This is a genomic window from Escherichia sp. MOD1-EC6098, assembly GCF_002965865.1.
In the GTDB taxonomy this organism is placed as follows: Bacteria; Pseudomonadota; Gammaproteobacteria; order Enterobacterales; family Enterobacteriaceae; genus Escherichia; species Escherichia marmotae.
In genome coordinates this window covers 31,466-58,316 of sequence record NZ_PTSN01000007.1, presented here as the reverse complement: position 1 = coordinate 58,316, position 26,851 = coordinate 31,466, and the positions used below count along the sequence as shown (strand labels likewise).

General features: G+C 50.7%; 25 protein-coding genes and 2 pseudogenes. 4 read left to right on the top strand and 23 right to left on the bottom strand.

The window, feature by feature from the left end:
* Positions 1-67: 67 nt before the first annotated feature.
* The 11 genes from dacA to leuS all read right to left on the bottom strand — a co-directional run bounded on the left by dacA (position 68) and on the right by leuS (position 12,084).
* Positions 68-1,279 (bottom strand): D-alanyl-D-alanine carboxypeptidase DacA, encoded by a 1,212-nt coding sequence (dacA, locus tag C0K55_RS09830; RefSeq protein ID WP_010380725.1) that lies wholly within the window; start codon positions 1,277-1,279, stop codon positions 68-70.
* 138 nt (positions 1,280-1,417) lie between these two features.
* On the bottom strand, positions 1,418-2,494 hold the full coding sequence (rlpA, locus tag C0K55_RS09825; protein WP_001231396.1) for an endolytic peptidoglycan transglycosylase RlpA: 1,077 nt from the start codon (positions 2,492-2,494) through the stop codon (positions 1,418-1,420).
* 10 nt (positions 2,495-2,504) lie between these two features.
* A complete protein-coding gene (gene mrdB / locus C0K55_RS09820; protein ID WP_000131717.1) occupies positions 2,505-3,617 on the bottom strand; it encodes a peptidoglycan glycosyltransferase MrdB in 1,113 nt (370 codons plus the stop codon).
* A 2-nt stretch (positions 3,618-3,619) separates the two neighbouring features.
* The gene (gene mrdA / locus C0K55_RS09815) at positions 3,620-5,521 is read right to left on the bottom strand and encodes a peptidoglycan DD-transpeptidase MrdA (RefSeq protein WP_000776176.1); all 1,902 of its coding nucleotides are present in this window, start codon (positions 5,519-5,521) and stop codon (positions 3,620-3,622) included.
* A gap of 30 nt (positions 5,522-5,551) precedes the next feature.
* Positions 5,552-6,019 (bottom strand): 23S rRNA (pseudouridine(1915)-N(3))-methyltransferase RlmH, encoded by a 468-nt coding sequence (gene rlmH / locus C0K55_RS09810; protein WP_000776104.1) that lies wholly within the window; start codon positions 6,017-6,019, stop codon positions 5,552-5,554.
* Positions 6,020-6,022: 3 nt separating this feature from the next.
* Positions 6,023-6,340 (bottom strand): ribosome silencing factor, encoded by a 318-nt coding sequence (gene rsfS / locus C0K55_RS09805; RefSeq protein ID WP_001161664.1) that lies wholly within the window; start codon positions 6,338-6,340, stop codon positions 6,023-6,025.
* Between the two features lie 259 nt (positions 6,341-6,599).
* Positions 6,600-7,211, bottom strand: coding sequence for an adenosylcobalamin/alpha-ribazole phosphatase (locus tag C0K55_RS09800; RefSeq protein WP_016248457.1), 612 nt, complete (start codon positions 7,209-7,211; stop codon positions 6,600-6,602).
* A gap of 23 nt (positions 7,212-7,234) precedes the next feature.
* Positions 7,235-7,876: a nicotinate-nucleotide adenylyltransferase gene (gene nadD / locus C0K55_RS09795; RefSeq protein WP_010380730.1), complete on the bottom strand. Its 642-nt coding sequence runs from the start codon at positions 7,874-7,876 to the stop codon at positions 7,235-7,237.
* Position 7,877: 1 nt separating this feature from the next.
* A complete protein-coding gene (holA, locus tag C0K55_RS09790; protein ID WP_105266061.1) occupies positions 7,878-8,909 on the bottom strand; it encodes a DNA polymerase III subunit delta in 1,032 nt (343 codons plus the stop codon).
* Entirely contained in the window at positions 8,909-9,487 is a 579-nt protein-coding gene (gene lptE / locus C0K55_RS09785) for an LPS assembly lipoprotein LptE (RefSeq protein ID WP_001269683.1), read from the bottom strand. Before lptE ends, holA begins: the two co-directional genes overlap by 1 nt.
* A 14-nt stretch (positions 9,488-9,501) precedes the next feature.
* Entirely contained in the window at positions 9,502-12,084 is a 2,583-nt protein-coding gene (leuS, locus tag C0K55_RS09780; RefSeq protein WP_001366479.1) for a leucine--tRNA ligase, read from the bottom strand.
* Positions 12,085-12,318: 234 nt separating this feature from the next.
* Between leuS and C0K55_RS09775 the strand changes: the two genes are divergently transcribed.
* Positions 12,319-12,801 (top strand): zinc ribbon-containing protein, encoded by a 483-nt coding sequence (locus C0K55_RS09775; protein ID WP_001044880.1) that lies wholly within the window; start codon positions 12,319-12,321, stop codon positions 12,799-12,801.
* A gap of 74 nt (positions 12,802-12,875) precedes the next feature.
* On the opposite strand, the pseudogene C0K55_RS26550 reads toward C0K55_RS09775, so the two are convergent.
* Positions 12,876-12,980: pseudogene (locus C0K55_RS26550) on the bottom strand (hypothetical protein); the annotation flags it as partial.
* 91 nt (positions 12,981-13,071) lie between these two features.
* On the opposite strand from C0K55_RS26550, the pseudogene C0K55_RS26190 reads away from it, so the two are divergent.
* A pseudogene (locus C0K55_RS26190) lies at positions 13,072-13,404 on the top strand (J domain-containing protein); the annotation flags it as partial.
* 28 nt (positions 13,405-13,432) lie between these two features.
* Here C0K55_RS26190 and C0K55_RS09760 read toward each other — a convergent pair.
* On the bottom strand, positions 13,433-13,987 hold the full coding sequence (locus tag C0K55_RS09760) for a tetratricopeptide repeat protein (protein ID WP_016248462.1): 555 nt from the start codon (positions 13,985-13,987) through the stop codon (positions 13,433-13,435).
* 101 nt (positions 13,988-14,088) lie between these two features.
* Between C0K55_RS09760 and C0K55_RS09755 the strand changes: the two genes are divergently transcribed.
* Together C0K55_RS09755 and C0K55_RS09750 are read left to right on the top strand one after the other, a co-directional pair.
* Entirely contained in the window at positions 14,089-14,796 is a 708-nt protein-coding gene (locus tag C0K55_RS09755; RefSeq protein ID WP_105266062.1) for a DUF1266 domain-containing protein, read from the top strand.
* Positions 14,793-16,244 carry a molecular chaperone DnaJ gene (locus C0K55_RS09750; RefSeq protein ID WP_105266063.1) on the top strand — a complete coding sequence of 484 codons (1,452 nt, stop codon included), beginning with the start codon at positions 14,793-14,795 and terminating at the stop codon, positions 16,242-16,244. Before C0K55_RS09755 ends, C0K55_RS09750 begins: the two co-directional genes overlap by 4 nt.
* A gap of 110 nt (positions 16,245-16,354) precedes the next feature.
* Here the strand turns inward: C0K55_RS09750 and hscC are convergent, their stop codons facing one another.
* The 10 genes from hscC to C0K55_RS09700 all read right to left on the bottom strand — a co-directional run bounded on the left by hscC (position 16,355) and on the right by C0K55_RS09700 (position 26,811).
* Positions 16,355-18,025, bottom strand: a complete 1,671-nt coding sequence (gene hscC / locus C0K55_RS09745; RefSeq protein ID WP_061090787.1) for a molecular chaperone HscC — start codon at positions 18,023-18,025, stop codon at positions 16,355-16,357.
* Between the two features lie 83 nt (positions 18,026-18,108).
* A complete protein-coding gene (gene rihA / locus C0K55_RS09740) occupies positions 18,109-19,044 on the bottom strand; it encodes a pyrimidine-specific ribonucleoside hydrolase RihA (protein WP_001515969.1) in 936 nt (311 codons plus the stop codon).
* A 117-nt stretch (positions 19,045-19,161) separates the two neighbouring features.
* Positions 19,162-19,887 (bottom strand): glutamate/aspartate ABC transporter ATP-binding protein GltL, encoded by a 726-nt coding sequence (gene gltL, locus C0K55_RS09735; protein WP_000631384.1) that lies wholly within the window; start codon positions 19,885-19,887, stop codon positions 19,162-19,164.
* Complete coding sequence (gltK, locus tag C0K55_RS09730; protein ID WP_000272808.1) at positions 19,887-20,561, bottom strand: glutamate/aspartate ABC transporter permease GltK; 675 nt, start codon at positions 20,559-20,561, stop codon at positions 19,887-19,889. The genes gltL and gltK overlap by 1 nt, the downstream gene beginning before the upstream one ends.
* Positions 20,561-21,301: a glutamate/aspartate ABC transporter permease GltJ gene (gltJ, locus tag C0K55_RS09725; RefSeq protein ID WP_000020950.1), complete on the bottom strand. Its 741-nt coding sequence runs from the start codon at positions 21,299-21,301 to the stop codon at positions 20,561-20,563. Before gltJ ends, gltK begins: the two co-directional genes overlap by 1 nt.
* Positions 21,302-21,470: 169 nt before the next feature.
* Positions 21,471-22,379 (bottom strand): glutamate/aspartate ABC transporter substrate-binding protein GltI, encoded by a 909-nt coding sequence (gene gltI / locus C0K55_RS09720; protein ID WP_016248465.1) that lies wholly within the window; start codon positions 22,377-22,379, stop codon positions 21,471-21,473.
* Positions 22,380-22,775: 396 nt separating this feature from the next.
* A complete protein-coding gene (lnt, locus tag C0K55_RS09715) occupies positions 22,776-24,314 on the bottom strand; it encodes an apolipoprotein N-acyltransferase (protein WP_016263045.1) in 1,539 nt (512 codons plus the stop codon).
* Between the two features lie 24 nt (positions 24,315-24,338).
* A complete protein-coding gene (corC, locus tag C0K55_RS09710; RefSeq protein WP_001278605.1) occupies positions 24,339-25,217 on the bottom strand; it encodes a CNNM family magnesium/cobalt transport protein CorC in 879 nt (292 codons plus the stop codon).
* Positions 25,218-25,306: 89 nt separating this feature from the next.
* Positions 25,307-25,774 carry an rRNA maturation RNase YbeY gene (gene ybeY, locus C0K55_RS09705; protein ID WP_000084457.1) on the bottom strand — a complete coding sequence of 156 codons (468 nt, stop codon included), beginning with the start codon at positions 25,772-25,774 and terminating at the stop codon, positions 25,307-25,309.
* A complete protein-coding gene (locus C0K55_RS09700; RefSeq protein ID WP_172955675.1) occupies positions 25,771-26,811 on the bottom strand; it encodes a PhoH family protein in 1,041 nt (346 codons plus the stop codon). Before C0K55_RS09700 ends, ybeY begins: the two co-directional genes overlap by 4 nt.
* Positions 26,812-26,851: the final 40 nt, after the last annotated feature.

Below are 26,851 nucleotides of genomic sequence, written 5' to 3'. Positions count from 1 at the left end.
GAAGGCGGGAGTTTTTACTGATGTTTAGTATATGGGGGCGGAAATTACACTTTCAAGTGTTCAATTTTTAGCCAAACCAGTGATGGAACATTAATTTAATGTAATCAATGATTTTACCGAAGAAGTTACCTTCCGGAATTTCCTGTAACACTACCAGCGGACGCTGTTCAATGGTTTTGCCGTCAAGCTGGAAGTTAATTGTGCCGACCACCTGATTCTTCTGCAGCGGCGCATGCAGTTCGCTGTTGTTCAGCACGTAACTGGCTTTCAGATCTTTCATGCGGCCACGCGGAATAGTCAGGTAAACATCTTTATCGACACCTAACGAAGCGCGGTCAGTATTACCAAACCATACCGGTTCAGAGGCAAATTCTTTGCCGACTTTCAGCGGGTTAACGGTTTCGAAGAAACGGAATCCCCAGGTCAGCAGTTTTTTACTTTCGGCTTCACGGCCTTTGAAGGTGCGCCCGCCCATGACTGCGGAGATCAGACGCATCTGACCTTCTGTCGCGGAAGCGACAAGATTGTAACCTGCTTTGTCAGTGTGACCGGTTTTGATACCGTCAACATTCAGGCTGTTATCCCACAGCAGGCCGTTACGGTTGAGCTGACGAATACCGTTAAAGGTGAACTCTTTCTCTTTATAGATAGAGTATTCATTTGGCACATCACGAATCAACGCCTGTCCGATCAGCGCCATATCACGTGCGGAGCTGTACTGACCGTCAGCGTCCAGACCATGTACAGTCTGGAAGTGGGTATTTTTCAGACCCAGCGCGTTAACGTAGCTGTTCATCAGGCCAACAAAAGCATCCTGACTACCGGCGGCAAAGTCTGCCATCGCCACACAAGCATCGTTACCGGATTGCAGGTTGATACCGCGGATCAGCTGTGAAACCGGCACCTGCATACCAGGTTTGAGGAACATCAGTGAAGAACCTTTGAACACCGGGTTACCGGTAGCCCAGGCGTCGTTACCGATGGTCACTAAATCCGTTTCTTTAAATTTACCTGCTTTCATCGCCTGACCGATAACGTAGCTGGTCATCATTTTTGTCAGGCTGGCAGGGTCGCGGCGGACATCTGCATTTTGCTCAGCGAGCACTTTGCCAGAGTTATAGTCGATCAGGATGTAGGACTCCGCGTCGATCTGCGGTACACCCGGGATCATAGTTTTGATATTCAGGTCATCGGCATGTGCAGCAGAGATAAAGGCTGTGCAAAGAGCCGTGGTGAGCGCCAGGCGCTGCATGAAACGAGCGGAAAAAATGGTATTCATGGTCTGAACTACGACATCCGTGATGGAATTAAAAAAGTGCCCTACTATAGCAAATGCACTACCGCCAGGCATCTGACTTTCCGCGTGACTTTGTTAATGTCATTTACAGAAATTGACATTTCAGATGCCTGCTTTACGCTACTGCGCGGTGGTAATAAATGACTGTAATTGGGCTTCGGTTTGTAAACGTTGCTGCAAAGCACTGGCTTCGGCTTTGCTGGCAAATGGGCCAAGTTGAATACGCCAGACTGCGCCGTTTTGCGTCACACGCCCGGGTACTCCGAACTTCTGTCCTAACTGCTGCTGATACTGTTGCGCGCGCGCCTGATCGCTAACGGCGCCAACTTGCACCATAAAGTTACCGCTGGAGGCTGGCGACGCGGCTTGTGGTGTCACCATTGCTGACGTTGTAGCCGGTGCTGTGACCACGGGCTGTGGTGCAGGCGTCGGTTCACTGCCTTCCAGCACGCCAGGTGCCAGGGTGGTTGGCGCGCCGAGGAAGCCGCTGCTGGTTACCGGGGCTCCGGTTGGATCTTCGCTTTTCAGCGTCGAATTGCTGACGGGAAGAATATCGCCCTGCGGGCCAGATACTGAACTTGTTCCCGCTCCGCCGCTTAAATCAGGTGGTGCGGGCAGGGCGTAAGTTTGCTTGGCGACGGTGGTGCAGGCCATACCGGGACCAGACAGCGAACCATCTTGCGCCACAATAATGGGATCGATGCGAACTTTGGTGTTGTTCGACGTGTTAAGACGGTCGGCTGCTGCGCGAGAAAGCGAAATTACGCGATCATTGCCATAAGGACCACGATCGTTAATGCGCACCACAATCATCCGACCGTTAGCCAGGTTAGTGATTCGCGCATAGCTGGGGATCGGCAACGTCGGGTGCGCCGCTGTTAGCTGCATCGGATCGAATGCTTCACCTGAGGCCGTCAGATTACTGCCAGGTTCGGCATCATAAATAGCAGCCAGGCCCGCCTGACTAAAGCGAGAAGGATCCTGCACGATTTTGTAGCTTTTGCCATCGCGCTGGTAATCCTGATTCGCCGTCGCGTTCAGTGGTTCGAAACGCGGTTCTGCCCCGCCAATCTCAACTATTGGGCCGTTACATACCGCAGGCTGCGGCACACTTACCGTCTGTTGCTGACCATCATCGCTTGTACATGCCGCGAGCATTCCTGCCGCGATGCAGATCCCGAGCCACTGCTTACGCATTGCACACCTCTTACACGCTTTTCGACAACATTTTCCTGTGGGTGTGGATTGACATAACAATCCCAAACCCAGCCATCAGCACTATGAGCGCCGATCCTCCATAACTGACCAGTGGGAGCGGAACCCCTACAACCGGCAGAATACCGCTTACCATACCAATATTTACGAAGACATAAACGAATAATATCAGCATTAAACCGCCAGCCATGACGCGACCAAAGGTGGTTTGCGCTCTGGCGGCTATCCACAGTCCGCGCATGATCAACAGAATGTAGAGGGCGAGCAGAATCAAAATGCCTACTAACCCCAGTTCTTCCGCCAGTACCGCGAAGATAAAGTCGGTATGGCGTTCGGGCAGAAATTCAAGCTGTGACTGAGTGCCGTGCAGCCAGCCTTTGCCGCGTAATCCACCAGAGCCAATAGCAATTTTAGACTGAATAATGTGATAGCCCGCGCCGAGTGGGTCTGATTCCGGGTCAAGGAGCATCATTACGCGCTGGCGCTGGTAATCATGCATCAGGAAGAACCACAGAATTGGAATGAATGCTGCTACCAGCACCACCGCAACGCCAATCAAGCGCCAGCTAAGGCCAGAGAGGAAAAGCACAAACAACCCGGAAAGCGCAACGAGGATTGATGTCCCCAGGTCTGGCTGCGCTGCCACCAGCAGTGTTGGCATAAAAATCAGCACCAGCGCGATGGCGGTATTTTTTAACGATGGCGGACAAACGTCACGGTTGATAAAACGAGCTACCATCAACGGTACGGCTATTTTGGCGATTTCCGATGGCTGGAAACGGACGATACCGAGATCCAGCCAGCGTTGAGCGCCTTTGGATATGGCACCAAAGGCATCTACTGCCACCAGTAAAATAATACAGATGATATAGAGATAGGGTGCCCAGCCTTCATAGACGCGCGGAGGGATTTGCGCCATGACCACCATAATGACCAGACCCATTGCGATTTGGCCAATTTTACGCTCCATCATGCCGATATCCTGGCCGCTGGCGCTCCAGATTACCAGAGCACTGTAGACCAGCAATGCCAGTAAGATCAGCAGCATTGTGGGATCAAGATGGACTTTATCCCAGAATGTTTTTTTATTCGGATTATCCGTCATGATTAATGGTCCTCCGCTGCGGTAACCGCTGGATTTTCCGCAGGCAGATCGGTGTTGTTATCGCCAAGCATAATGTGGTCGAGGATCTGGCGCATTAGCGTACCGACCGCCGGGCCCGCGCCGCCGTTTTCCAGAATCATAGCGACAGCCACTTGCGGATTGTTATACGGTGCAAATGCGGTCATCAGTTTGTGGTCACGCAGACGTTCGGCAATTTTGTGCGCATTATAAGTTTCGTTCGCTTTCAGACCGAAGACCTGCGCCGTACCAGATTTCGCCGCAATTTTGTACGGTGCGCTGGCAAAGTATTTATGCGCCGTGCCATTAGGGCGGTTGGCAACCCCGAACATGCCATCTTTTGCCAGCTCCCAGTAACCTGAATGAATATCGCCAACTGGCGGTTCATGTGGCGGCACCCACGGCACTTGTTTGCCATCTTCGGCGGTGCTCATCAGCAAATGTGGAACCTTCACGATACCGTCGTTAATCAGGATCATCAGTGCTTTACTCATCTGGATAGGGGTTGCAGTCCAATAACCCTGACCGATACCGACCGGAATGGTGTCACCCTGATACCACGGTTTTTTAAAGCGTTTCTGTTTCCATTCGCGGGTAGGCATGTTACCGGAACGTTCTTCAGCAAGATCGATACCGGTGTAATGACCGTAACCGAATTTACCCATCCATTCGGAAAGGCGATCGATCCCCATATCGTAGGCAACCTGATAGAAGAAGGTATCCGCAGATTCTTCCAGCGATCTCGTGACATTCAGGCGGCCATGCCCCCATTTTTTCCAGTCACGGTAACGTTTTTCCGAACCCGGTAGTTGCCACCAGCCGGGGTCGAACAAGCTGGTATTGCGGGTAATGACGCCCGCGCTAAGCGCAGAAACAGCTACATACGGCTTAACAGTCGAGGCTGGCGGATAAACCCCCTGCGTGGCGCGGTTCACCAGCGGTGTGTTCGGGTCGTTCAGCAACGCGGAATAATCTTTGCTGGAGATGCCGTCAACAAACAGGTTCGGGTCATAGCTTGGCGTGGAAACCAGCGCCAGAACGCCACCTGTACGCGGATCGGTGACCACGACAGCCGCACGACTGCCTGCCAGCAGTGTCTCAATATACTGCTGGAGTTTGAGGTCAATCGTCAGGTAAATATCGTGCCCGGCTTGCGGTGGGACTTCTTTTAACTGGCGGATAACGCGACCACGGTTGTTAACTTCAACTTCTTCATAACCCGTCTGACCGTGCAGCACGTCTTCGTAATAACGCTCAATTCCCAACTTACCAATGTCATGCGTCGCGGCATAGTTGGCCAGTTTGCCGTCATTATTCAGGCGTTCGACATCTTTATCGTTGATTTTCGAGACGTAACCGATGACATGCGTCAGTGCTGAGCCGTAGGGATAGTAACGGCGTTTATAGCCTTTCACTTCCACCCCCGGAAAACGGTACTGATTGACGGCAAAGCGTGCAACTTGTACTTCGGTCAGATTAGTTTTCACCGGAATGGAGGTAAAACGGTGTGAACGTGCGCGCTCTTTTCTGAAGGCTGCAATATCGTCATCGGTCAGATCGACCACGTTGCGCAGGGCATCCAGCGTTTGCTGCACGTTATCGACTTTCTCTGGCATCATCTCTATCTGATAGATAGTGCGATTGAGTGCCAGAGGGATGCCGTTACGGTCGTATATAATGCCGCGGCTGGGGGCGATAGGCACCAGCTTGATGCGGTTTTCATTAGAACGGGTCTGATAATCGGTAAAACGAACAATTTGCAGATTATACAGGTTGGCGATAAGCACGCCGGTCAGCAGCAAAATCCCCAAAAAGGCGACCAGCGCCCGGCGCACAAACAGCGCGGACTCTGCCGTATAGTCGCGAAAAGAGTTCTGTAGTTTCATCCGCTGCGTTTTCTACTCAAAGCTTTCTTATCACTCACGATGATAAGGATGGTTGGTGGTGATGCTCCACGCCCGGTACAGACTTTCTGCGACCAGTACGCGAACCAGCGGATGGGGGAGTGTCAGCGCGGAAAGCGACCAGCTTTGTTCTGCTGCTGCTTTACAGGCAGGCGATAACCCTTCCGGCCCGCCAATAAGCAGGCTGACGTCGCGGCCATCGAGTTTCCAGCGTTCCAGTTCAGCGGCTAACTGCGGCGTGTCCCAGGGCTTGCCTGGAATATCGAGGGTGACAATGCGGTTTTTACCTGCGGCTGCCAGCATTTGCTCACCCTCTTTGTCGAGTATGCGCTTGATGTCCGCGTTCTTGCCGCGTTTTCCGGCCGGTATTTCAATCAGCTCAAAAGGCATATCTTTTGGAAAACGACGCAGGTACTCGGTAAAACCGGTTTGTACCCAGTCCGGCATTTTCGTTCCTACGGCGACAAGTTGCAGCTTCACACATTAACTCCAGAGTTTTTCCAGCTCATACAGGCGACGGCTCTCTTCCTGCATAACATGGACAATCACATCGCCCAGATCGACGACGATCCAGTCAGCGCTGTTTTCACCTTCAACGCCGAGCGGCAACAGACCCGCTGCACGGGACTCCTGCACCACATGGTCGGCAATAGACATGACATGACGGCTGGATGTACCCGTACAGATGATCATGCAGTCGGTGATGCTGGATTTGCCCTGAACGTCTAAGGCGATGATGTCCTGACCTTTGAGGTCATCAATTTTGTCGATAACAAAATCCTGGAGTGCTTTACCCTGCAAGTTTTCCCCCTGGGTGAATCAAAAAAGATAAAAATGGTCTGTCAGTATACCTGAACCAGAGGCGATTTCGGGACAATTGTCTCCGAATCGGCTTCGAAAGTGGGCTATCATCCCACCCCGCGCCGTAGATTGCATCGCCATTTTTGTAAAACAATTTCTACAAAGTCGTGTTTAGCGGAAAAAGTCTGGCTGCGGAGAATATCAGCCTGCCCGGGGCTGTCAATGGTCGTTGCGGCTTACCCGTAAAAAAACAGAAAAGTCATGCGCTCTCGAACCCGATGGCACGGCTATTGAGGACACGCAAGGTTACAAATGTTTCGTTGATATCAATGGCGCTCCAGCATCCCTGGTCGATGCGAAAATGCCACATTGCCCCGGCGGGCATGCCAATTAAACGGGCAATTAACAGGCTCAACACGCCCTGATGGCTGACGACTAATATATTTTTATATTGCTGATATTCCTTAAGCCCGGCGATAAAGCGCTCTACGCGTTGCGAAAACGCCTGAAACCCTTCACCGTTAGTCGGGATGGTATGCTGCCAGTCATCGCACCACGCGCTGTAATTTTCAGCATCTTCTTGCATCAAATCGCGATGGTGCCGCATCTCCCAGTCACCAAAAAACATTTCGTTGAGTTCAGGGACGGTGTGTAGGGAGAGCTGACGATCGCTGAGAACCAGCCGCGCGGTATGCTGCGCACGTTCCAGTTCACTGCATAAAACTATATCGAAGGGAACATCACGCAGCAGGGTATGCAGGCTTTGCGCTTGCTCGACACCGCGCGCGGTCAGTGGCGTTGGCGCATGACCACTATATAAACCATCGACATTCGCTTGCGTTTCTCCATGACGAATTAACCATAGTCGCATCATTCCCTCCGTGATGACAGGTATCAGCGATACAAGCCTTGTTGGTTAATGTAGGTCAATACTGATTCCGGCAACAAATCCTCACACGATTCACCGTTTTGCAAACGTTCGCGGATAATGGTCGCAGAAATGTTAAACCACGGCGTTTCAGCAAGATAAATTTTACCGGCAGACTGAAGATGCAGATCTTCCGGGTTATGCGTCAAATGATCTTCCAACCACTGTTGATACTGTGGTTGCGCCATTTCAAGCGGATAACCGGGACGCCGACAGACAATCAAGTGTGCATTGTCGAGAATAGTTTCGTATTCGTACCAGGTCGGAAAGGTCAGCAATGAATCCTGACCGATAATAAACGCCAGCGGCACATCTGGTCCTTGCTCTTGCCGCCACTCTTTTAGTGTTTGTGCAGTGTAAGAGGGGGCATTGCGCTTTAACTCGCGTTCATCCAGGGTAAACAGAGGCTTGTCGGCAATCGCCAGTTCAAGCATGTGTTTTCGCTGTGCGCTGTTCGCTTCCGGCTGCGGACGATGCGGAGGAACATTGTTAGGGATGATAGTAACCCGCGTCAGACCAATCAAATTCGCCAGTGTTTCCACGGGTTTAAGATGACCATAGTGCACCGGATCAAAGGTGCCGCCAAACAGAGCCTGTAAAGATTTCATATCAACCATCGATAAATACGTCCGCCAGTGGTTTATGGCTTAACAGAAGAGATAACCCCTCCAGCTCTGCCCACACCGACTGACCGTAATCTTGTTTGAGGGTGAGTTCCGTTCGTGCCAGAAGTTGCACGGCCTGACGTAACTGCGGCTGGCTTAGGCGATTTAACGCCTCACCCATCATGCCCCGGCGGTTCTGCCAAACGCGATGCTTATCAAACAACACGCGTAATGGCGTATGGGCAGACTGGCGTTTCAGGTTAACCAGTAACAACAGTTCACGTTGTAACGTGCGCAACAAAATAACCGGCTCGCTGCCTTCCAGACGCAGTTGCTGAAGAATATGCAACGCGCGCTTGCTTTTGCCCATTAACAAAGCATCAACCCAATGAAAAGGGGTGAAATGCGCGGCATCATTCACCGCTTGCTCAACGCGTGGCAGCGTCAGTTTGCCGTCAGGCCAGAGTAACGACAATCGCTCCAGTGCCTGTGCCAGCGCCAACAGGTTACCTTCATAACAATAGCAGAGTACCTGATTTGCGGCGTCATCCAGTTCCAGGTTGAGCTGTTTGGCTCGCGTGGCAACCCAGCGAGGGAGCTGAGCCTGTTCCGGCGTCTGACAGGTTACCTGCACACATCGATTGGCAAGTGCGGTAAACCAGGCGGCATTTTCCTGCGCTTTACTTAACTTATTGCCGCGTATGATCAACAGCAGATCGTCATGCAGAAGTCCGGTGAGCGTGAATAGTTGTTCATTGATCGCTGCATTTGGCCCATTTTCTGGTAATAACAGCAACAGCGTTTGTCGACTGGCGAACAGGCTCATGGCCTGGCATAACGAAAAAATCGCATTCCAGTCCGTGTTGGGATCAATGGAGAAAGTGTGGTGTTCTTCGAATCCTTGTGCTGCGGCCACCTGACGAACAGCGTCCTGGCTTTCCTGCAACAACAGGGGATCGTTACCAAGTAAAAGATACGCCGCGCGCAGCCCTTCATTGAGCTGCGCGCGGAGTTGTTCTGGGTACAACCGAATCATCAGTTACCCAGTGTGGTGGAGACGCGTGCAGGCGTTGCTGTAGTATCCGTTGTTGTCGACGTATCTTCGTCGGAACGGATATCCGCAGCGCGAATGCTTGGCAGCTTACGAATAAGCTGTTCGGCGGCACGGTCGTACATCTCTTGAATGATCATGCTCTGCTCATTATCTTTCGCTAACGCCATTTGCGGGTTATCGAAGAACGAACGGAAGACTTTGGCGCTAATCGGGTAGATGTCACGGCCAGGGATCAATACGGTCGCATTCACCGTCATGATCATCTGATACTCTGCTGTTTGACCGTTACGGAATACAGAGGCGGTATCTTTCGCGATGCTCACTTTGCCCAGACGCAGAGATGGGACATCCTTGCGTGTAGTTTCTTTATCAAGTAGCTCAACACCGTTCAGACGCAACTGATTACGCACCGCACGGCTTAACGGCCCGTTCGGGTCGCCAGAGTCCAGGATCATGACTTTCATGGTGGAAGGAATCTGCGTGGTGTTACGCAGATGCCAGCCACACCCGGCGGTGATTAACACCGCCAGAGATAACAACAATGTTGCCAGATATCGCACGCTTCCTCCCGCGCTTAGCCAACGACCAGATTGAGGAGTTTACCCGGTACGTAAATCACTTTACGTACGGTAACGCCATCAAGATATTTTGCCACCAGATGTTCCTGGCCAGCACGTTCGCGAACCTGCTCTTCCGTTGCATCCACCGGAACGGTGATTTTGGCACGGACTTTACCGTTAACCTGCACAACCACCAGCGTGGAATCTTCCACCATCGCTTTTTCGTCAGCAACCGGCCACGGCGCGTTGTCGATATCGCCTTCGCCTTTCAGCTCCTGCCACAAGGTGAAGCAGATGTGCGGCGTGAACGGGTTAAGCATACGCACAACGGCCAGCAGAGCTTCCTGCATCAGCGCGCGATCCTGCTCGCTATCGGTCGGCGCTTTCGCCAGCTTGTTCATCAGCTCCATAATCGCCGCAATTGCGGTGTTGAAGGTCTGACGACGGCCGATATCATCGGTTACTTTAGCGATAGTTTTATGAACATCGCGACGCAGAGCTTTCTGATCTTCAGTCAGTGCATCGACGTTCAGTGCCGCAACATCACCTTTTGCAGTGTGCTCGTAAACCAGTTTCCAGACACGTTTCAGGAAGCGGTTAGCCCCTTCAACGCCGGACTCCTGCCATTCGAGCGTCATATCTGCCGGAGATGCGAACATCATAAACAGACGAACGGTGTCCGCACCATAACGTTCAACCATTACCTGCGGGTCGATACCGTTATTCTTCGATTTGGACATTTTGCTCATGCCGGTATACACCAGCTCATGACCTGCCGCGTCTTTCGCTTTCACGATACGGCCTTTCTCGTCACGCTCAACGATGGCATCAACCGGAGAAACCCAGTTACGCTCGCCGTTTTCGCCAACGTAGTAGAAAGCATCTGCCAGCACCATGCCCTGACACAACAACTGTTTCGCTGGTTCGTCAGAGTTCACCATACCTGCATCACGCATCAGTTTATGGAAGAAGCGGAAGTAGAGCAGGTGCATGATGGCGTGTTCGATACCACCAATGTAGATATCTACCGGCAGCCAGTAGTTAGCTGCTTTGGAATCCAGCATACCTTCTTTGTACTCCGGGCAAGTGTAGCGCGCATAGTACCAGGAGGACTCCATAAAGGTGTCGAAGGTGTCGGTTTCACGCAGTGCTGGCATACCGTTAACAGTGGTTTTTGCCCACTCAGGATCTGCTTTGATTGGGCTGGTAATGCCGTCCATTACCACATCTTCCGGTAGGATCACCGGCAGTTGGTCATCCGGAGTTGGCATTACAGTACCGTCTTCCAGCGTAACCATTGGGATTGGCGCACCCCAGTAACGTTGACGGGAAACACCCCAGTCACGCAGGCGATAGTTAACTTTACGCTCGCCAACGCCCATTGCCGTCAGTTTGTCGGCAATGGCGTTAAAGGCCGCTTCATGGTCAAGACCGTTGAACTCGCCAGAGTTGAACAGCACGCCTTTTTCCGTCAGCGCCTGCTGGGAGAGATCCGGTTCAGAACCGTCAGCCGCCAGGATAACCGGCTTGATGTTCAGACCATATTTAGAGGCAAATTCGTAATCGCGCTGGTCGTGACCCGGAACGGCCATGACTGCGCCAGTGCCGTACTCCATCAATACGAAGTTTGCCGCCCAAACCGGAATTTCTTCGCCAGTTAATGGATGAACAGCTTTAAAGCCGGTATCGACGCCTTTTTTCTCCATCGTCGCCATTTCAGCTTCGGCAACTTTGGTGTTACGGCATTCATCAATAAAGGCCGCCAGTTCAGGATTATTTTCCGCTGCCTTCTGTGCCAGCGGGTGACCTGCCGCTACCGCCAGGTAGGTACAACCCATAAAGGTGTCAGGGCGGGTAGTGTAAACGGTCAGTGTGTTGTCATAGTCGTTAACGTTGAAGGTGATTTCCACGCCTTCGGAACGACCGATCCAGTTACGCTGCATGGTTTTAACAGTGTCTGGCCAGTGATCCAGTTTATCCAGATCGTTAAGCAGCTCGTCAGCGTAAGCGGTGATTTTGATAAACCACTGCGGGATCTCTTTACGTTCAACTTTGGTATCACAACGCCAGCAGCAGCCGTCGATAACCTGCTCGTTCGCCAGTACGGTCTGGTCGTTCGGGCACCAGTTGACCGCAGAAGTCTTCTTATATACCAGGCCTTTTTTATACAGCTCGGTGAAGAATTTCTGTTCCCAACGGTAGTATTCTGGCGTACAGGTCGCCAGCTCGCGGCTCCAGTCATAACCAAAGCCCAGCATTTTGAGCTGGTTTTTCATGTACGCGATGTTGTCATACGTCCACGGTGCTGGCGCGGTGTTGTTTTTCACCGCTGCGCCTTCCGCAGGCAGACCAAACGCATCCCAGCCGATCGGCTGAAGAACGTTTTTGCCCAGCATACGCTGGTAGCGGGCGATCACGTCACCAATGGTGTAGTTACGAACGTGGCCCATGTGTAGTCGACCAGAAGGATAGGGAAGCATAGACAGGCAGTAATACTTCTCTTTGCTCTCGTCTTCGGTTACTTCAAATGTGCGCTTCTCATCCCAGTGAAGCTGTACTTTGGATTCTATCTCTTCCGGGCGGTATTGCTCTTGCATGGCAGCCAGTGGTCCTGTTTTCAATACGGCTACAAATGTAGCGTTGAGGTGGTTTTTCAGATCCGCATAGCATAGCCCAAACGTCCGCGTCAAAACAGCCTTTCGCGCACTCGACGTTGAAATGATGCCCGGATTATTCATACATTAATTTACAGAGTTTGTGGGCGTATTAGCAAAGTAAGGAACAAAGAACGTCTATTATTATAGTCAGTTAACGACCCGGGAGATGAAACGATGAACAAGGTTGCTCAATATTACCGTGAACTGGTCGCGTCACTGAGCGAACGCCTGCGCAATGGCGAGCGTGATATCGACGCGCTGGTAGAACAGGCGCGCGAGCGCGTAATAAAAACAGGGGAGTTAACGCGAACCGAGGTCGATGAACTGACACGCGCCGTCAGACGTGACCTGGAAGAGTTCGCTATGAGCTATGAAGAGAGTCTGAAAGAAGAATCTGACAGTGTTTTTATGCGGGTGATTAAAGAAAGCTTGTGGCAGGAGCTGGCGGATATCACCGATAAAACGCAGCTTGAGTGGCGCGAAGTTTTCCAGGATCTCAACCATCACGGGGTTTACCACAGCGGAGAAGTGGTAGGGCTGGGGAATCTGGTCTGCGAGAAATGTCATTTTCATCTCCCAATCTACACGCCGGAAGTGCTGACGCTATGCCCGAAATGCGGTCACGACCAGTTCCAGAGACGCCCGTTCGAGCCGTAATAGTCTGATTTCGCACAGTAATAAAGATAATTTGGGTCGAATGAAAATCGTCCGACCCTTATCTGTTTTTATCTCTACAGTAAATTTTCAATCTCACGGATTTCTTTACTGACATCTCTTGTAGCGGATGACTGAACTTTACGGTACAAGTTGAGAGCCTGTCGGAGATCGACAGCCTTTACCAGTCAACCGCTTCTTCATATTTAGGGGGCTGTATCGTCGAGAATGCGCCCCGGCAAATTGGCTGCTAATGCATGTTCTTAATACACTGAAATTGCAGAACATGAAATTTTGCTGGCATTTCGCGCATTATTATCCTCGGATGAGGAACGATTTAAGCAGTCCACCTGGCAGCGATTCATTCATCAATTAAATCATTGCTCAATGGAATAGATTGATAAGTTACGCTGGTTGCTGTGCAGGATAACCATGAATGCTGCCTATTTATCTTTTGAGTATGTCGTGTTATTAGCAGAAAGAGTGCGGTGGTTGCAGGAGGAAAATGCCGGGATAATAGACGAAAAAGAACTGGAATCCTTTTTATATGCCATTGCCAGGGGGAATGTTTTTAACTTCCAGACCATCCTGTATTTACCCGTTGCATTCTCCATTTAGTTGGCTGATAAAAATCTTAATGTGCGGGAAGCTCTGCAAGTAATTCTTCCGCATTTTTATAATGTTGTTCCGCTGCCAGTTTCAACCATTTGCGGGCTTCATAATTATTGACGTTTATGCCTGTGCCGTTTCTGTAGATCAAACCCAATGTGTATTGTGCATGAACATACCCTTGTTTAGCGGCTTCTTTATACCAGAGAATTGCTTTACGGGTATCGGGTTTGACTCCCAGCCCTTTCAGGTAGATCCACCCTAGTTTGCTCTGCGCGCGCGGATTTTCCTGTTCCGCCGATTGCTCATACCAGTACCTCGCCATTGCATAATCCAGCGGTTTACCATTACTACCATGAAGATAAAATTCGCCAAGGCGATATTGCGATGTTGAGTGACCATGAATGGCGGAAAGTTCCGTTGCTGCCGTGGTAAACGGAAGGCTGCCCGGTGCGCTTAAATAATCAAAGACATAATTCGCCATAGCTTTATCGCGCAAGGTCGTTTTCTTAGGTTGGCTAATACAAGTGATTGCCGCAACTATAAATATTGTGAATATAAAATATATTTTTTTGTTCATTTATCAATGCTTCGATTTTCTTTTTATTTTGAAAGCGTCAAGTTTATACTCATCATTAATAAAAAAGTAGTCAGTTAATGTACTTAAAGGATTGTTAATAAATGGATAAGGATGAACAACACCTTCTATTTGCGCTTTCTACGCCAATTGAAATTCTTAATCAGGGATGCAAGCCTGCACACGACTCGCCAAAAATGTATACCGGAATAAAAGAATTTGATCTCTCATCATCCTGGGGAATAAATAATCGTGATGATTTAATTCAGACTATTTACCAAATGACTGATGATGGCCACGCGAATAATTTAGCTGATTTATATCTGGCATGGCATCGCTCTTCCCCTGATGAGTGGAAAGCATTAATTGCTGGTGGCTCCGAACGCGGGTTGATTTATACCCAATTCGTTGCCCAAACCGCTATGTGCTGTGGGGAAGGGGGAATCAAAGCCTGGGATTATGTTCGGATGGGGTTTTTGTCGCGCGTCGGTGTACTCAATAATTGGCTGACAGAAGACGAAAGTTTATGGCTGCAATCGCGCGTTTATGTTCGGGCACACTATTACTATCACAGTTGGATGCACTATTTTTCCGCCTATTCGTTAGGGCGTCTCTACTGGCAATCCTCCCAGTGTGAAGACAACGCTTCGCTACACGAGGCGCTAACCCTGTACAAATACGATAGTGCCGGAAGCCGAATGTTTGAAGAATTGGTGGCAGGAAGCGATCGTTTCTATGCCACGCTTCCCTGGCGGCCATTAACTGTTCAGCCTGAATGCCCGGCAACGCTTAAGGATGTGAGCGACCTATGAAAACATGTTGGCAAATTCTCGAAATCGAAAGCACAACGCAAATTGATATTATCCGTCAGGCTTATCTTGCTCGCTTACCGTTGTGTCATCCCGAAACCGATCCGCAAGGGTTTAAAGCATTACGTCAGGCCTATGAAGAGGCGCTGCGACTGGCGGTAAATCCTGTAGAAGAATCAGTTGATGAAAAGAGCAACACCGCAGTTGAACATGAAGCACTGAGCGCATTCAGGGCATTACTGAATTCAGAAAGTGAACGTTTTCAGCCCTCCGCCTGGCAGAAATTTATTCAACAATTAAATAACTACAATATGGAAGAGGTGGATCAATTACGCTGGTCGCTGTGCGCAATCGCCATAGAAGCGCGATACCTTTCATTAAATTGCGCTTCTTTGCTGGCCGGGCGTTTGAACTGGCATTCATTTAGTGACAGCGAAGGAATGGATGAAGAAGAGCGGGAGGCTTTTCTTGAGGCTATTCAGGCTGGGGATTGTTTCGATTTTCTTAGCCTTCTGGAATACCCCGTCGCGTTACAAAACCAGACTATTGAGTATTACTTCGCGCTGGAACGCTGCTGTCGTTACCATCCTGACTATGTTACTGCGTTTTTAGCGATGGAAGGTCCGTGGTTCATTCCTGATGATGCGAAGTTACATCGCAAACTGTTGCGCTGGTACAGCTCGGTGCAAACAGGTATGGCGGAACTCATTCCTGTAGCCCAACAGTGGCAAGCGGAAGAACCAGAAAGCGAAGATGCCCGTTATTACCAGTGTGCACAACGGTTGTACTGCGGCGAGGGGGAAAGCCTGCTTGCCGATCTCTGTGCATACTGGGAGAGTCATTCATCGACGCAAGCGGATAATTTGTTGTTGCAGTGGAGTGCGCAACATTGCCCGGATTATTTCGCGCTGTTAGTGATGGTTATCGAAGCGCAGAGCATGGTTGATGCACAAGGTAAGCCGCTGAAATATGTTCCAGGCGAGAGCGCCCGAACACGGCTTTTGTGGGCGCAAATATTACATAGCGGTAAATTATCGTCTTTAGGGCAATCATTTATTGAATCGCTGTTTTATAAGCGCAAAGCATGGGCGTGGTGGAAATCAAAAGTCGGTAGCGAGACAGAGCAAGATTCACCGTTACTGAATCTGTATCAGGTAGCGGAACAGGTTGTGCTGGAAGCGTTTCCGAAACAAGAGAAGCTGGCCCGCCTGAAGGCGCGGCTGGAATGCGGAGAAGCGCATCCGTTAGAAGCGATTATCACTCGTATGCTGTTGACGAAAGTGAAGCTGGAGCCGGTGGATGAAGATGTCGATGAGCCAATACCTGAAAAACATGAAGAGAAGAATGATGAGATTGAAAAACCACAGAGTATTATCAGCATTATCAAAATCAGCTTAATGGTGCTGGTGATAGGTTATGCACTCGGCAAAATTGCGATGTTGTTCAGTTAGATGTGAGGCTAACGCATCCTATCCTTCAATGTCGGATGCGATGCTAACGCATCTTATTCGACCTACGGGTAGGCCGGATAAGGCGTTTACGCCGCATCCGGCAGCCGTGCTTAAGGGATCTCAATGGCCAGATAATCGCTCGCCCGCCGACGAACTTCATCGACGCGCGCTATGTCGTTTGACTGCAATGCCGCATCAAAATCGGCAATCACCCGGCCAATCTCTTCTCTTTCATCGCCCAGCGCTCGTGCCCATAACTCTTCCAGTTTGGCTTTAAAAGTTCGGTTAATAAGCATATCGCGCGGATAAATTTTTAATGCCGATAACCGCGCCCGACTCTCTTCTATTTGCTGCGCATTTAACGTCACCGGGCTGTGATTAATCACTCTGGACTTAACGTTACCATCTTCCAGAAGCACGTCAACTTCAAGCAATCCGTTGATATCATAGCTAAAACGAATATCGATAGACTGGTAAGCGCCGGTTTTTTTCAGCGGCACATCGAAGGACTCCACCAGAATATTGTTCTTAACTTTGTGGTTTTCCCCCTGGTAGACATTAACCGTAATTGAATCCTGCTCCGGGTGCATGGTCGAGTAAGTTTCTACACGCGATACAGGTACAGTCGTGTTTCGTTCAATAATCGGTGAGAAAATGCCGGAAACCCCCTGACGGTTTACTTCTACGCCCAAAGAGTAAGGGCAGATATCGGTGAGGATCACTTCTTCAATATCTTCACTGCGTAAGCGGCAGGCGGCCTGGATTGCTGCGCCCAATGCGACAATGGTGCTCGGATCGTAGCTTTGATACGGCAACTTGCCAAACAGACGTACCGCAATTCGCTGTACTAATGGCATTTGCGAAGCGCCACCAACCAGCACCAGACTGTCGATTTGACTCGGTTTCAAACGTGCATCGCGCAATGCCTGTTCGATAGGCACACGCAAGCGGTTGAGTAGCGGTAACCACAAATTTTCCAGTTCGTTCTCGTAAAATTCGCATTCCCGCGTTTCTTCCTGGTACTGCCAGTGAATGTGCAGCGGTAATTGATTGCCACATTTTGCCGCTTCTACACAGACATACAGCGCCGCCAGTTCACTTTCGTTGAGCGTGTTTTTAGCCACTGCGGCGCGTTTTAACACTTCATCCACCAGCATATGAGTAAAATCTTCGCCACCAAGGAAGTTGTCGCCAGCGGAGGCGTGAACTTCAATCACCGGCGTGGCGTATTCGAGCACCGTGACGTCAAACGTGCCGCCTCCGAGATCAAAAACCAGCGAGCGGGTGTTTTGTTGCGTATGCAGGCCATACGCCATCGCGGCTGCTGTGGGTTCATTAATTAAGCGTACTGCATTTAACCCGGCTAACTCCGCTGCTAAACGGGTATGCTTGCGTTGTTCATCGCTGAAATAAGCCGGAACGGAGATCACCACATCTTTAATCGGACGTTGCAGAAATTCTTCGGCATCTTCTTTTAATGAGCGTAATACCAAAGAGGATAGTTCTGGCGCGTTAAATGTGTCGCTGCCTAACCGCCAGTTGGTATTACTGCCCATTGCGCGTTTAAATAACGCTGCGGTTTTATCCGGATGCGAAGTGCGCCGTGATACAGCCGGTTTTCCGACCAGAATATGATTATTTTCATCCATGCTAATTATGGATGGTGTTAAATATTCACCGAATTTATTTGGAATTAATTGTGCGGCACCGCCTTTCCAGACGGCAATTAAACTATTGGTAGTACCGAGATCGATACCAATGGCGAGTTCTGCATTATCCATTGCATTTATATCTTGAAGGAAAAAGAGAGAGTCAGAGTAAGATCACCCCATTTTCACGTGGTGATCTTAATCAATGACGTGTATTAAGCGTAAAATTTCAGACGATCGGCCAGTAAATCAACAAAGCCCTGACGATCCACATCGACCATTATGGTGGTATTTGGTTTATTACCAGTGAGATAGTAATAATCAACAACCGTCATACCCTGAGTATATTTCCCTTGTGTTTCGACACCAACCCAGCGTTCAACGGTGGTAAACAGTTCAGGTTTTAGCAGCCAGGCGATGGTGCATGGATCATGCAACGGTGCGCCGACAAAGCCCCATTTTTCGTCTTTGTGATATTCGAGGAAGAAATCCAGCAGTTCGGCAACGATGGTTGAAACAGGGTTACCAATAGCGCGGAAACGCTCGGTATCCTCAACGTGAATTTGCGCTTTGTGGGTGACATCCAGACCAGCCATCACCACCGGAATCCCTGACTGGAAGACAATTTCCGCCGCTTCCGGGTCAACGTAAATATTAAATTCTGCCGCTGGCGTCCAGTTACCGAGTCCCATCGCGCCGCCCATAATCACAATTTGAGCGATTTTGTTATGCAGCTCCGGGTGGCTGTTGAGCAACAACGCAACGTTAGTTTGTGGTCCGGTGGAAACTATCGTGACGGGTTCAGCACTTTCGCGCAGCGTTTTCGCCATCAGCTCCACCGCCGTGCAATTTTGCGGCGCAAACGCCGGTTCCGGCAATGCCGGGCCGTCCAGGCCGCTTTCGCCGTGCACATTGTCCGCGATAATCAAGTCACGCATTAACGGTTTTACTGCGCCACCAGCCACCGGAATATCGGTGCGATTAAGTAGGGTCAGCATACGCAGAACATTACGTAATGTTTTATCGGGCGTCTGGTTTCCGGCGGAGGATGTGATGGCTTTGACATCAAGCTCTGGTGAGGCGAGGGCGAGAACTATTGCGATAGCGTCATCATGACCTGGGTCGCAATCTAACAGAATTGGCAGTGCCATTGTTGCTCCTTGTTGTGTGCTTCTTTGCGACAAGGGTAACGCCGGGATGTAACAGATACGAGAGGCGAAACGATAAAGCGTGAGATGGCGCGCACTTGAGTATGCGCGCCTGACTTATTAGTGCAGTATTTTCGCGAGGAAGTCTTTTGCGCGGTCTGATTTCGGATCATCAAAGAACGCGTCTTTTGGCGAGTCTTCGACAATTTTACCTTCATCCATAAAGATCACCCGATTTGCTACTTTACGGGCAAAGCCCATTTCGTGGGTGACCACCATCATAGTCATTCCTTCATTCGCCAGCTCCACCATCACATCCAGCACTTCGTTGATCATCTCCGGATCCAGTGCCGATGTCGGTTCGTCGAACAGCATCGCAATAGGATCCATACATAATGCGCGGGCAATCGCTACACGCTGCTGCTGACCACCGGAAAGCTGCGCCGGAAACTTATTGGCATGCGCAGAAAGTCCCACGCGTTCCAGCAGTTTCAGGGCCTTTTCGCGGGCGGGCGCTTTATCGCGTTTAAGCACTTTTACCTGCGCCAGGGTCAGGTTTTCGATAATCGACAGATGGGGAAACAACTCAAAATGCTGGAACACCATTCCGACGCGGGAACGCAGCTTTGCCAGATCGGTTTTCTTATCGTTAACCACGATGCCATCAACGGTGATTTCACCTTGCTGCACCGGTTCGAGGCCGTTGACGGTTTTAATCAGTGTCGATTTACCGGAGCCGGACGGGCCGCAAACCACCACCACTTCGCCTTTTTTTACTTCGGTTGAGCAGTCGGTCAGCACCTGAAAGTGACCATACCATTTTGAAACATTTTTCAGGGTAATCATTATGCTGTCCTTCTTTTCAAGTAGCTGACCAACAACGATGCGCTAAGGCTAATGATGAAATAAACAAATCCGGCAAACAGGATCATCTCCACCTGCGTACCATCACGTTCACCAATGGTTGAGGCGGTACGGAAGAAATCGGCCAGAGATAACACATACACCAGCGAGGTATCCTGAAACAGGACGATGCCCTGAGTGAGCAGCAGCGGCACCATCGCACGGAACGCCTGCGGCAGAATAATCAGTTTCATCGACTGCCAGTGGGTCATTCCTAACGCCAGCGCAGCGCTCGACTGACCACGAGAAATACTTTGAATACCGGCGCGGATAATCTCGGAATAGTAGGCCGCTTCAAACATCGAAAATGCCACCATTGCAGAAATTAAGCGGATATCGGTTTTGGGTGATAATCCCAGCACGTTTTGCAGAAAACCCGGCACGATCAGGTAAAACCACAACAGAACCATCACTAACGGTATTGAACGGAACACGTTGACGTAGGCTTTGGCAAACCACGCCACGGGTGCAAAGCTGGACAGGCGCATTACCGCCAGCATCGTGCCCCACAAAATACCAATCACGACTGCCGTGATGGTGATTTTCAGGGTGATCACCAGCCCATCCAGCAGATACGGCAGGGAAGGAACGATTGAACTCCAGTCAAACTCGTACATTATTTGCCTCCCATGTTGCCGGGCAGGCGAACTTTACGTTCGACCAGCGTCATCACCAGCATAATAACGGCGTTAATCAGCACATACGCCAGCGTGATGGCGGTAAACGATTCCCAGGCGTGGGCGGAGTAATCGAGCAATTTTCCGGCCTGTGCTGCCATATCTACCAGACCAATGGTTGAGGCGATGGCGGAGTTTTTCACCAGGTTCATCATCTCAGAGGTCATCGGTGGGACGATAACACGATAGGCGTTAGGTAACAGAACATAGCGGTAGGCTTGCGGCAGCGTCAGCCCCATCGCCAGTGCGGCATTCTTCTGCCCTCGTGGCAGCGACTGGATCGCGGCGCGTACCTGTTCGCAAACACGAGCGGCAGTAAACAGCCCCAGGCAGAGCATGGAAGAAAGGAAAAACTGAATATTGGGATCCAGCTCCGCCTTAAACCACATGCCGATTTTTTCCGGCAGTAGTTCTGGGATCACCAGATACCAGGTAAAGAATTGCACAATCAGTGGCACGTTGCGGAACAGTTCGACATACAACGTGCCCAGACCGGAGAGAAAACGGTTTGGAACGGTACGTAAAATGCCGAATAACGAGCCGACGAGGAAAGCGATAATCCAGGCGCAGATCGACAGAGCGATAGTGACCTGAAAGCCGCTCCAGATCCAGCCGAGATAGGTGGTGTTGCCGAACGGGGCTTGTTGTAAAAAAATACCCCAGTTCCAGTCTATAGACATAAATCTACTCCAGAAAAAAAAGGGTAGCAGCGTTAACTGCTACCCTCGAAGATTGTTACCCAGCGTATTGCGGTTTTCAGGCCCGATGGGGAACGACCATCAGGCGTATAGTCTGTCCGTGCTACGTAACAATCGAGAGGGCTGAACTTTCCGCCCCTGGTTCTTGTAATTAGTTCAGTGCTTTGTCATTAGGTTCTTTGAACAGTGCTTTCATTTCGTCCGACAACTCGAAATTCATGTTCAGGTTTTTCGGTGGAATGGGGTTTTTGAACCACTTATCAAACCATTTTTCCGCTTCACCGGAGGTCTGCACCTGGGCGATGGTGTCATCCATCAGCTTTTTGAATTGCGGATCATCTTTGCGCAGCATGCAGCCGTAAGCTTCCTGAGACTGCGGTTTGCCGACGATTTCCCAGTTATCAGGCTTCTTCGCTTTCGCACGTTCACCGGCCAGCAGGGCGTCATCCATCATAAAGGCAACGGCACGACCGCTTTCCAGCGTGCGGAAAGAGTCACCATGGTCTTTGGCGCTGATGATGCGCATATTCATCTTCTGATCTTCATTCAGTTTGTTGAGCAGAACTTCAGAAGTGGTGCCGGAAGTAACTACTACGGCTTTGTCTTTCAGATCAGCAAAATCTTTAACATCGCCGCCTTTTTTGGTCAGCAGGCGCGTACCGACCACGAAAATGGTGTCAGAGAAAGCCGCTTGTTTCTGGCGTTCGAGGTTGTTGGTGGTAGAACCACATTCAAAATCGAAAGTGCCGTTTTGCAGCAGCGGAATACGGTTTTGTGAGGTGATCGGGATCAGTTTCACCTGCAGATCCGGTTTGTTGAGTTTCTTTTTCACTGCCTCGACAATGGCGTTGGAATAATCCTGAGAGTAACCCACCACTTTTTGCTGGTTGTCGTAATAAGAGAAAGGCACCGAAGATTCGCGGTGACCGACGACAATCACGCCGTTTTTGGCGATTTTGTCCAGCGTACTGCCTGCAGTCGGGGCAGTGTCTTCTGCCTGTGCCAGACCTGCGGAAAGCGCCAGGGCCAGGATTGCTGTGGCAGATTTACGTAATTGCATATCCAACTCCTTTATCTTCTGCGTTAAGAACGCATGGATACCCGTTGTGAGTGTTTGTGTTGTTATCATCTGCAACTTTATTGTGCAGTGTTGTGCTTGTTAGGTAACATTTAGTTTGTATAAATGTAAAGATATTGATGTTTTATTGTTTGTTTTTGCGAGATGCACCGCACCATTCCGAAGCAAAATTCTCAAAATGCACTCTTTTGGTGCTATCGGTGGATTGCTATGGTGCAACCTGGTTGTACCGACACCGGTTCAAGGTTTGCCTTGTATAACAAAGCAATAGATGTGCCAAAGTTGGATAGGGGAATTTTGTCATCCGGATAACGCATTGACGCCGCATCCGGTGAGCGTGCCGAAATACGTAATGTATTCCGGCACAATTAGAAGGGATTATTTACGTCGCTGACGGAGACTCATCAACACAGAGGCAAAACCAAACAGTGCCGTCAGCACCCACAGCGGCCAGTTGCCGGTACGTGCGTACGGTGTGAGTCCGGTAGTCGGCGTCACGTTAGTGGTTAATACTTCGCGGGTGAATTGCGGGATCATCGCCTGAACCTCACCCTGTGGGCCAATCACCGCCGTAATGCCGTTGTTGGTGCTACGCAGCAGCGGGCGCGCCAGTTCCAGCGCACGCATTCGCGCCATCTGGAAGTGCTGCCACGGGCCAATAGACTTACCAAACCATGCATCGTTGGAGATAGTCAGCAGATAGTCGGTATCCGGACGGAAGTTATCGCGCACCTGCTCGCCAAGAATGATCTCGTAGCAAATGGCTGCGGTAAGCTGAATACCATTCACGGACAGCGGCGGCTGGATATAAGGCCCGCGGCTGAATGACGACATCGGCAGATCAAAGAACGGCGCTAACGGACGCAGAATCGACTCCAGCGGGACAAACTCGCCAAACGGCACCAGATGGTTTTTGTTATAGCGATTGGTCGATTCATAGCTGTAAGGTGCACCTTTACCCAGCGTGATGATGGTGTTGTAGGTATCGTAGCGGTTCTGCTTATTGAGGCGCGCGTCGACAATCCCGGTGATCAGCGAGCTACCTTTTTCACGCAGCACGCCATCCAGCTCTTTGAGGAATGGTTGCTGATTCATTTCCAGATCGGTAATTGCTGACTCTGGCCAGATAATCAACGACGATTTACCCATCAGCGGTGCTGTCGCGTTGTAGTAAATCTTCAGCGTATTAAGAAGCTGGCTTTCATCCCACTTCAGTGATTGTGGAATATCACCCTGAACCATTGAAACCTGAATGGTTTTCTCCGGTTGCGGGGTAAACCACTGGATGTAACGCAGAGGGAAGGGGAGTGCAAACAGCACAACGGCCACCACCAGCGGACGCCAGTTGCGTTTGACCAGCGCCAGCGCCAGCAGGCCACTAACCATCATCAGCAGGAAGTTAATGGCTTCCACGCCCATTATCGGTGCCAGCCCTTTTAACGGCCCGTCAATCTGGCTATAGCCGAACTGCAACCACGGAAAGCCAGTTAGCACCCAACCGCGCAGAAACTCGGTGACTTGCCAGAGGGCAGGGGCGGCAATCGTCACGCGCAGCCAGGTGGTTTTCGGCCACAGCCGCGCCAGAACACCAGCAAACAGCCCGGTATACAGCGAAAGATACGCCGCCAGCAGCACCACCAGGAAGATGTTTACCGGGCCTGGCATCCCGCCAAAGGTCGCGATGCTGACATATACCCAGTTAATACCGGTGCCAAACAGGCCAAATCCCCAGCAGAAGCCGATAGCGGCAGACTGAAGTGGGCGGCGGTTAAAGGTCAGAGCCTGAAGCCCCATCAGCGAAACAATCGCCGCAGGCCAGACGTCATAAGGGGAGAAGGCCAGCGTTCCGCAGGCACCGAATAATAACGCCAGCAGCAGGCGAATGCGCTGGCGTTCAAGTAATGAGGCAAAAGCCATGTAGTTATCTATCCAGTTTCGGTTTTATTCATCCAGCTTCGGCTGGGGTGAGTCATCCGGGATTTTGACATGAACCTGAATAATACGCCGACTGTCGGCCATCGCCACTTTGAACTGGTAACCGTCGATGTCGATGGTTTCGCCACGCGCCGGAAGATGCCCAAACGCCTGCATCACCAGACCACCGATGGTATCGACCTCTTCATCGCTAAAGTGGGTGCCGAACGCTTCGTTGAAATCTTCGATGGAAGCCAGCGCACGCACGGTCCAGGTGTGACGGCTAAGTTGACGGAAGTCGATATCATCTTCTTCGTCATACTCGTCTTCAATCTCACCAACAATCAGTTCCAGGATGTCTTCAATGGTCACCAGACCGGAAACACCGCCGAATTCGTCAATGACGATCGCCATGTGGTATCGCTGAGAGCGAAACTCTTTCAGCATCCGGTCTACGCGCTTACTTTCAGGAACGACAACCGCCTGACGTAACACTTTGTCCATGCTGAAGGCTTCAGCATCGCTGCGCATAAACGGCAGCAAGTCTTTCGCCATCAGAATCCCTTCAATGTGATCTTTATCCTCGCTGATCACCGGGAAACGCGAGTGGGCAGACTCGATGATGACATCAAGGCATTCATCCAGCGTCTGGTTGCGTTTCAGAGTAATCATCTGGGAGCGCGGGATCATGATGTCGCGAACGCGTTGGTCTGCGATGTCCATTACCCCTTCGAGCATATCGCGCGTATCTTCGTCGATAAGGTCGTTCTGCCCGGAATCACGGATCAGCGCCAGCAGTTCGTCACGGTTTTTCGGTTCACCGTGGAAAAGTTGGCTGAGTAACAGGGAGAAAAATCCCTTCTTGTTGCTTATCGTGTCACTACTGTGTGAATTGTCGTCGCTCATGGCGTCGTATGGGTTCTCATGTTAGTTAATCAAAACACCGTCGTTACTTACCAACGGCGGGGACGTCTGCCAGTCAAATGCCCGGCAAATTATTCTTTCTCGGCAATGTACGGATCCTCATAGCCCAGAGCAAGCATAATCTCTGTTTCGAGGGCTTCCATCTCTTCTGCTTCGTCATCTTCGATGTGATCGTAACCTAACAAATGCAGACTGCCGTGCACCACCATATGCGCCCAGTGCGCCTCCAGTGGTTTACCTTGTTCCTGCGCTTCTTTCTCAACCACCTGACGGCAGATAACCAGATCGCCCAGCAGCGACATCTCCATGCCAGGCGGCACTTCAAATGGGAAGGAAAGCACGTTGGTCGGCTTATCTTTACCGCGATAGGTCAGATTCAGACTGTGGCTTTCGGCGGTATCGACCAGGCGAATAGTCACTTCTGATTCTTCCTGAAACTGCGGGATCACCGCATTCAGCCATGTCTGAAACTGGCTCTCTTCCGGTAGCCCGGAATTATCTTCACAGGCCAGTTGTAAATCGAGGATCACCTGACTCATTTTTGTTCCTGTTCTTCACGCTTGCGCTCTGCCGCCAGCGCCGCTTTACGTTTTTGTTCGGCTTCTTCCCAGGCTTCATAGGCGTTAACGATACGCGCCACTACCGGGTGACGAACAACGTCTTCGCTGTGGAAGAAGTTAAAGCTGATCTCTTCGACATCGGCCAGCACTTCGATGGCGTGGCGCAGACCCGATTTGGTATTACGCGGCAGGTCGATCTGCGTGACGTCGCCGGTGATAACCGCTTTTGAGTTAAAACCGATACGGGTCAGGAACATCTTCATCTGTTCGATGGTGGTGTTCTGGCTCTCATCAAGAATGATAAATGCGTCGTTCAGTGTTCGACCACGCATATAGGCCAGCGGCGCGACTTCAATAACGTTGCGCTCAATCAGTTTCTCGACTTTTTCAAAGCCAAGCATTTCGAACAGCGCGTCGTATAGCGGGCGCAGATACGGGTCTACTTTCTGGCTTAAATCGCCGGGCAGAAAACCTAATTTTTCACCAGCTTCTACTGCCGGACGGGTCAGCAGAATACGACGGATTTCCTGACGTTCCAGCGCATCAACCGCCGCAGCCACAGCCAGGTAGGTTTTACCCGTACCCGCCGGACCCACGCCGAAGGTGATGTCATGGTCAAGAATATGGGCGATGTACTGCGCCTGGTTCGGTGTGCGTGGTTTAATGACCCCGCGTTTGGTCTTGATATTGACCGCTTTGCCGTACTCCGGCACGCTCTCCGCACTTTGTTCCAGCACTCGCGCTTCTTTAATCGCAAGGTGGATCTGCTCCGGTTCGATATCCTGGATCTGACCGCGCATTGGGGCAGTATCGACATACAGGCTGCGCAGAATGTCTGCCGCGGCAGTGACGCAAATCGGACGACCGGTCAGTTTAAAGTGGTTATCGCGGCGATTGATTTCGATGCCGAGACGGCGTTCGAGTTGCTTGATGTTGTCATCAAACGGGCCGCACAGGCTCAACAGACGCGTGTTGTCTGCTGGCTCCAGGGTGATTTCGCGAGTGTCTATGTTCAAACCGTTCCTCTTATTTGTATGCCGCCGGAAGCTGAACATT

Excerpts from the sequence above, each read along its gene's own strand:
- leuS (WP_001366479.1), bottom strand. The coding sequence starts at position 12,084 with ATGCAAGAGCAATACCGCCCGGAAGAGATAGAATCCAAAGTACAGCTT.
- gltK (WP_000272808.1), bottom strand. The coding sequence starts at position 20,561 with ATGTACGAGTTTGACTGGAGTTCAATCGTTCCTTCCCTGCCGTATCTG.
- C0K55_RS09750 (WP_105266063.1), top strand. The coding sequence starts at position 14,793 with ATGAAAACATGTTGGCAAATTCTCGAAATCGAAAGCACAACGCAAATT.
- C0K55_RS09760 (WP_016248462.1), bottom strand. The coding sequence starts at position 13,987 with ATGAACAAAAAAATATATTTTATATTCACAATATTTATAGTTGCGGCA.
- C0K55_RS09775 (WP_001044880.1), top strand. The coding sequence starts at position 12,319 with ATGAACAAGGTTGCTCAATATTACCGTGAACTGGTCGCGTCACTGAGC.
- C0K55_RS09800 (WP_016248457.1), bottom strand. The coding sequence starts at position 7,211 with ATGCGACTATGGTTAATTCGTCATGGAGAAACGCAAGCGAATGTCGAT.
- mrdA (WP_000776176.1), bottom strand. The coding sequence starts at position 5,521 with ATGAAACTACAGAACTCTTTTCGCGACTATACGGCAGAGTCCGCGCTG.
- ybeY (WP_000084457.1), bottom strand. The coding sequence starts at position 25,774 with ATGAGTCAGGTGATCCTCGATTTACAACTGGCCTGTGAAGATAATTCC.
- C0K55_RS09755 (WP_105266062.1), top strand. The coding sequence starts at position 14,089 with ATGGATAAGGATGAACAACACCTTCTATTTGCGCTTTCTACGCCAATT.
- rlpA (WP_001231396.1), bottom strand. The coding sequence starts at position 2,494 with ATGCGTAAGCAGTGGCTCGGGATCTGCATCGCGGCAGGAATGCTCGCG.
- gltL (WP_000631384.1), bottom strand. The coding sequence starts at position 19,887 with ATGATTACCCTGAAAAATGTTTCAAAATGGTATGGTCACTTTCAGGTG.
- lnt (WP_016263045.1), bottom strand. The coding sequence starts at position 24,314 with ATGGCTTTTGCCTCATTACTTGAACGCCAGCGCATTCGCCTGCTGCTG.
- gltI (WP_016248465.1), bottom strand. The coding sequence starts at position 22,379 with ATGCAATTACGTAAATCTGCCACAGCAATCCTGGCCCTGGCGCTTTCC.
- mrdB (WP_000131717.1), bottom strand. The coding sequence starts at position 3,617 with ATGACGGATAATCCGAATAAAAAAACATTCTGGGATAAAGTCCATCTT.
- dacA (WP_010380725.1), bottom strand. The coding sequence starts at position 1,279 with ATGAATACCATTTTTTCCGCTCGTTTCATGCAGCGCCTGGCGCTCACC.
- hscC (WP_061090787.1), bottom strand. The coding sequence starts at position 18,025 with ATGGATAATGCAGAACTCGCCATTGGTATCGATCTCGGTACTACCAAT.
- holA (WP_105266061.1), bottom strand. The coding sequence starts at position 8,909 with ATGATTCGGTTGTACCCAGAACAACTCCGCGCGCAGCTCAATGAAGGG.
- gltJ (WP_000020950.1), bottom strand. The coding sequence starts at position 21,301 with ATGTCTATAGACTGGAACTGGGGTATTTTTTTACAACAAGCCCCGTTC.
- corC (WP_001278605.1), bottom strand. The coding sequence starts at position 25,217 with ATGAGCGACGACAATTCACACAGTAGTGACACGATAAGCAACAAGAAG.
- rihA (WP_001515969.1), bottom strand. The coding sequence starts at position 19,044 with ATGGCACTGCCAATTCTGTTAGATTGCGACCCAGGTCATGATGACGCT.
- nadD (WP_010380730.1), bottom strand. The coding sequence starts at position 7,876 with ATGAAATCTTTACAGGCTCTGTTTGGCGGCACCTTTGATCCGGTGCAC.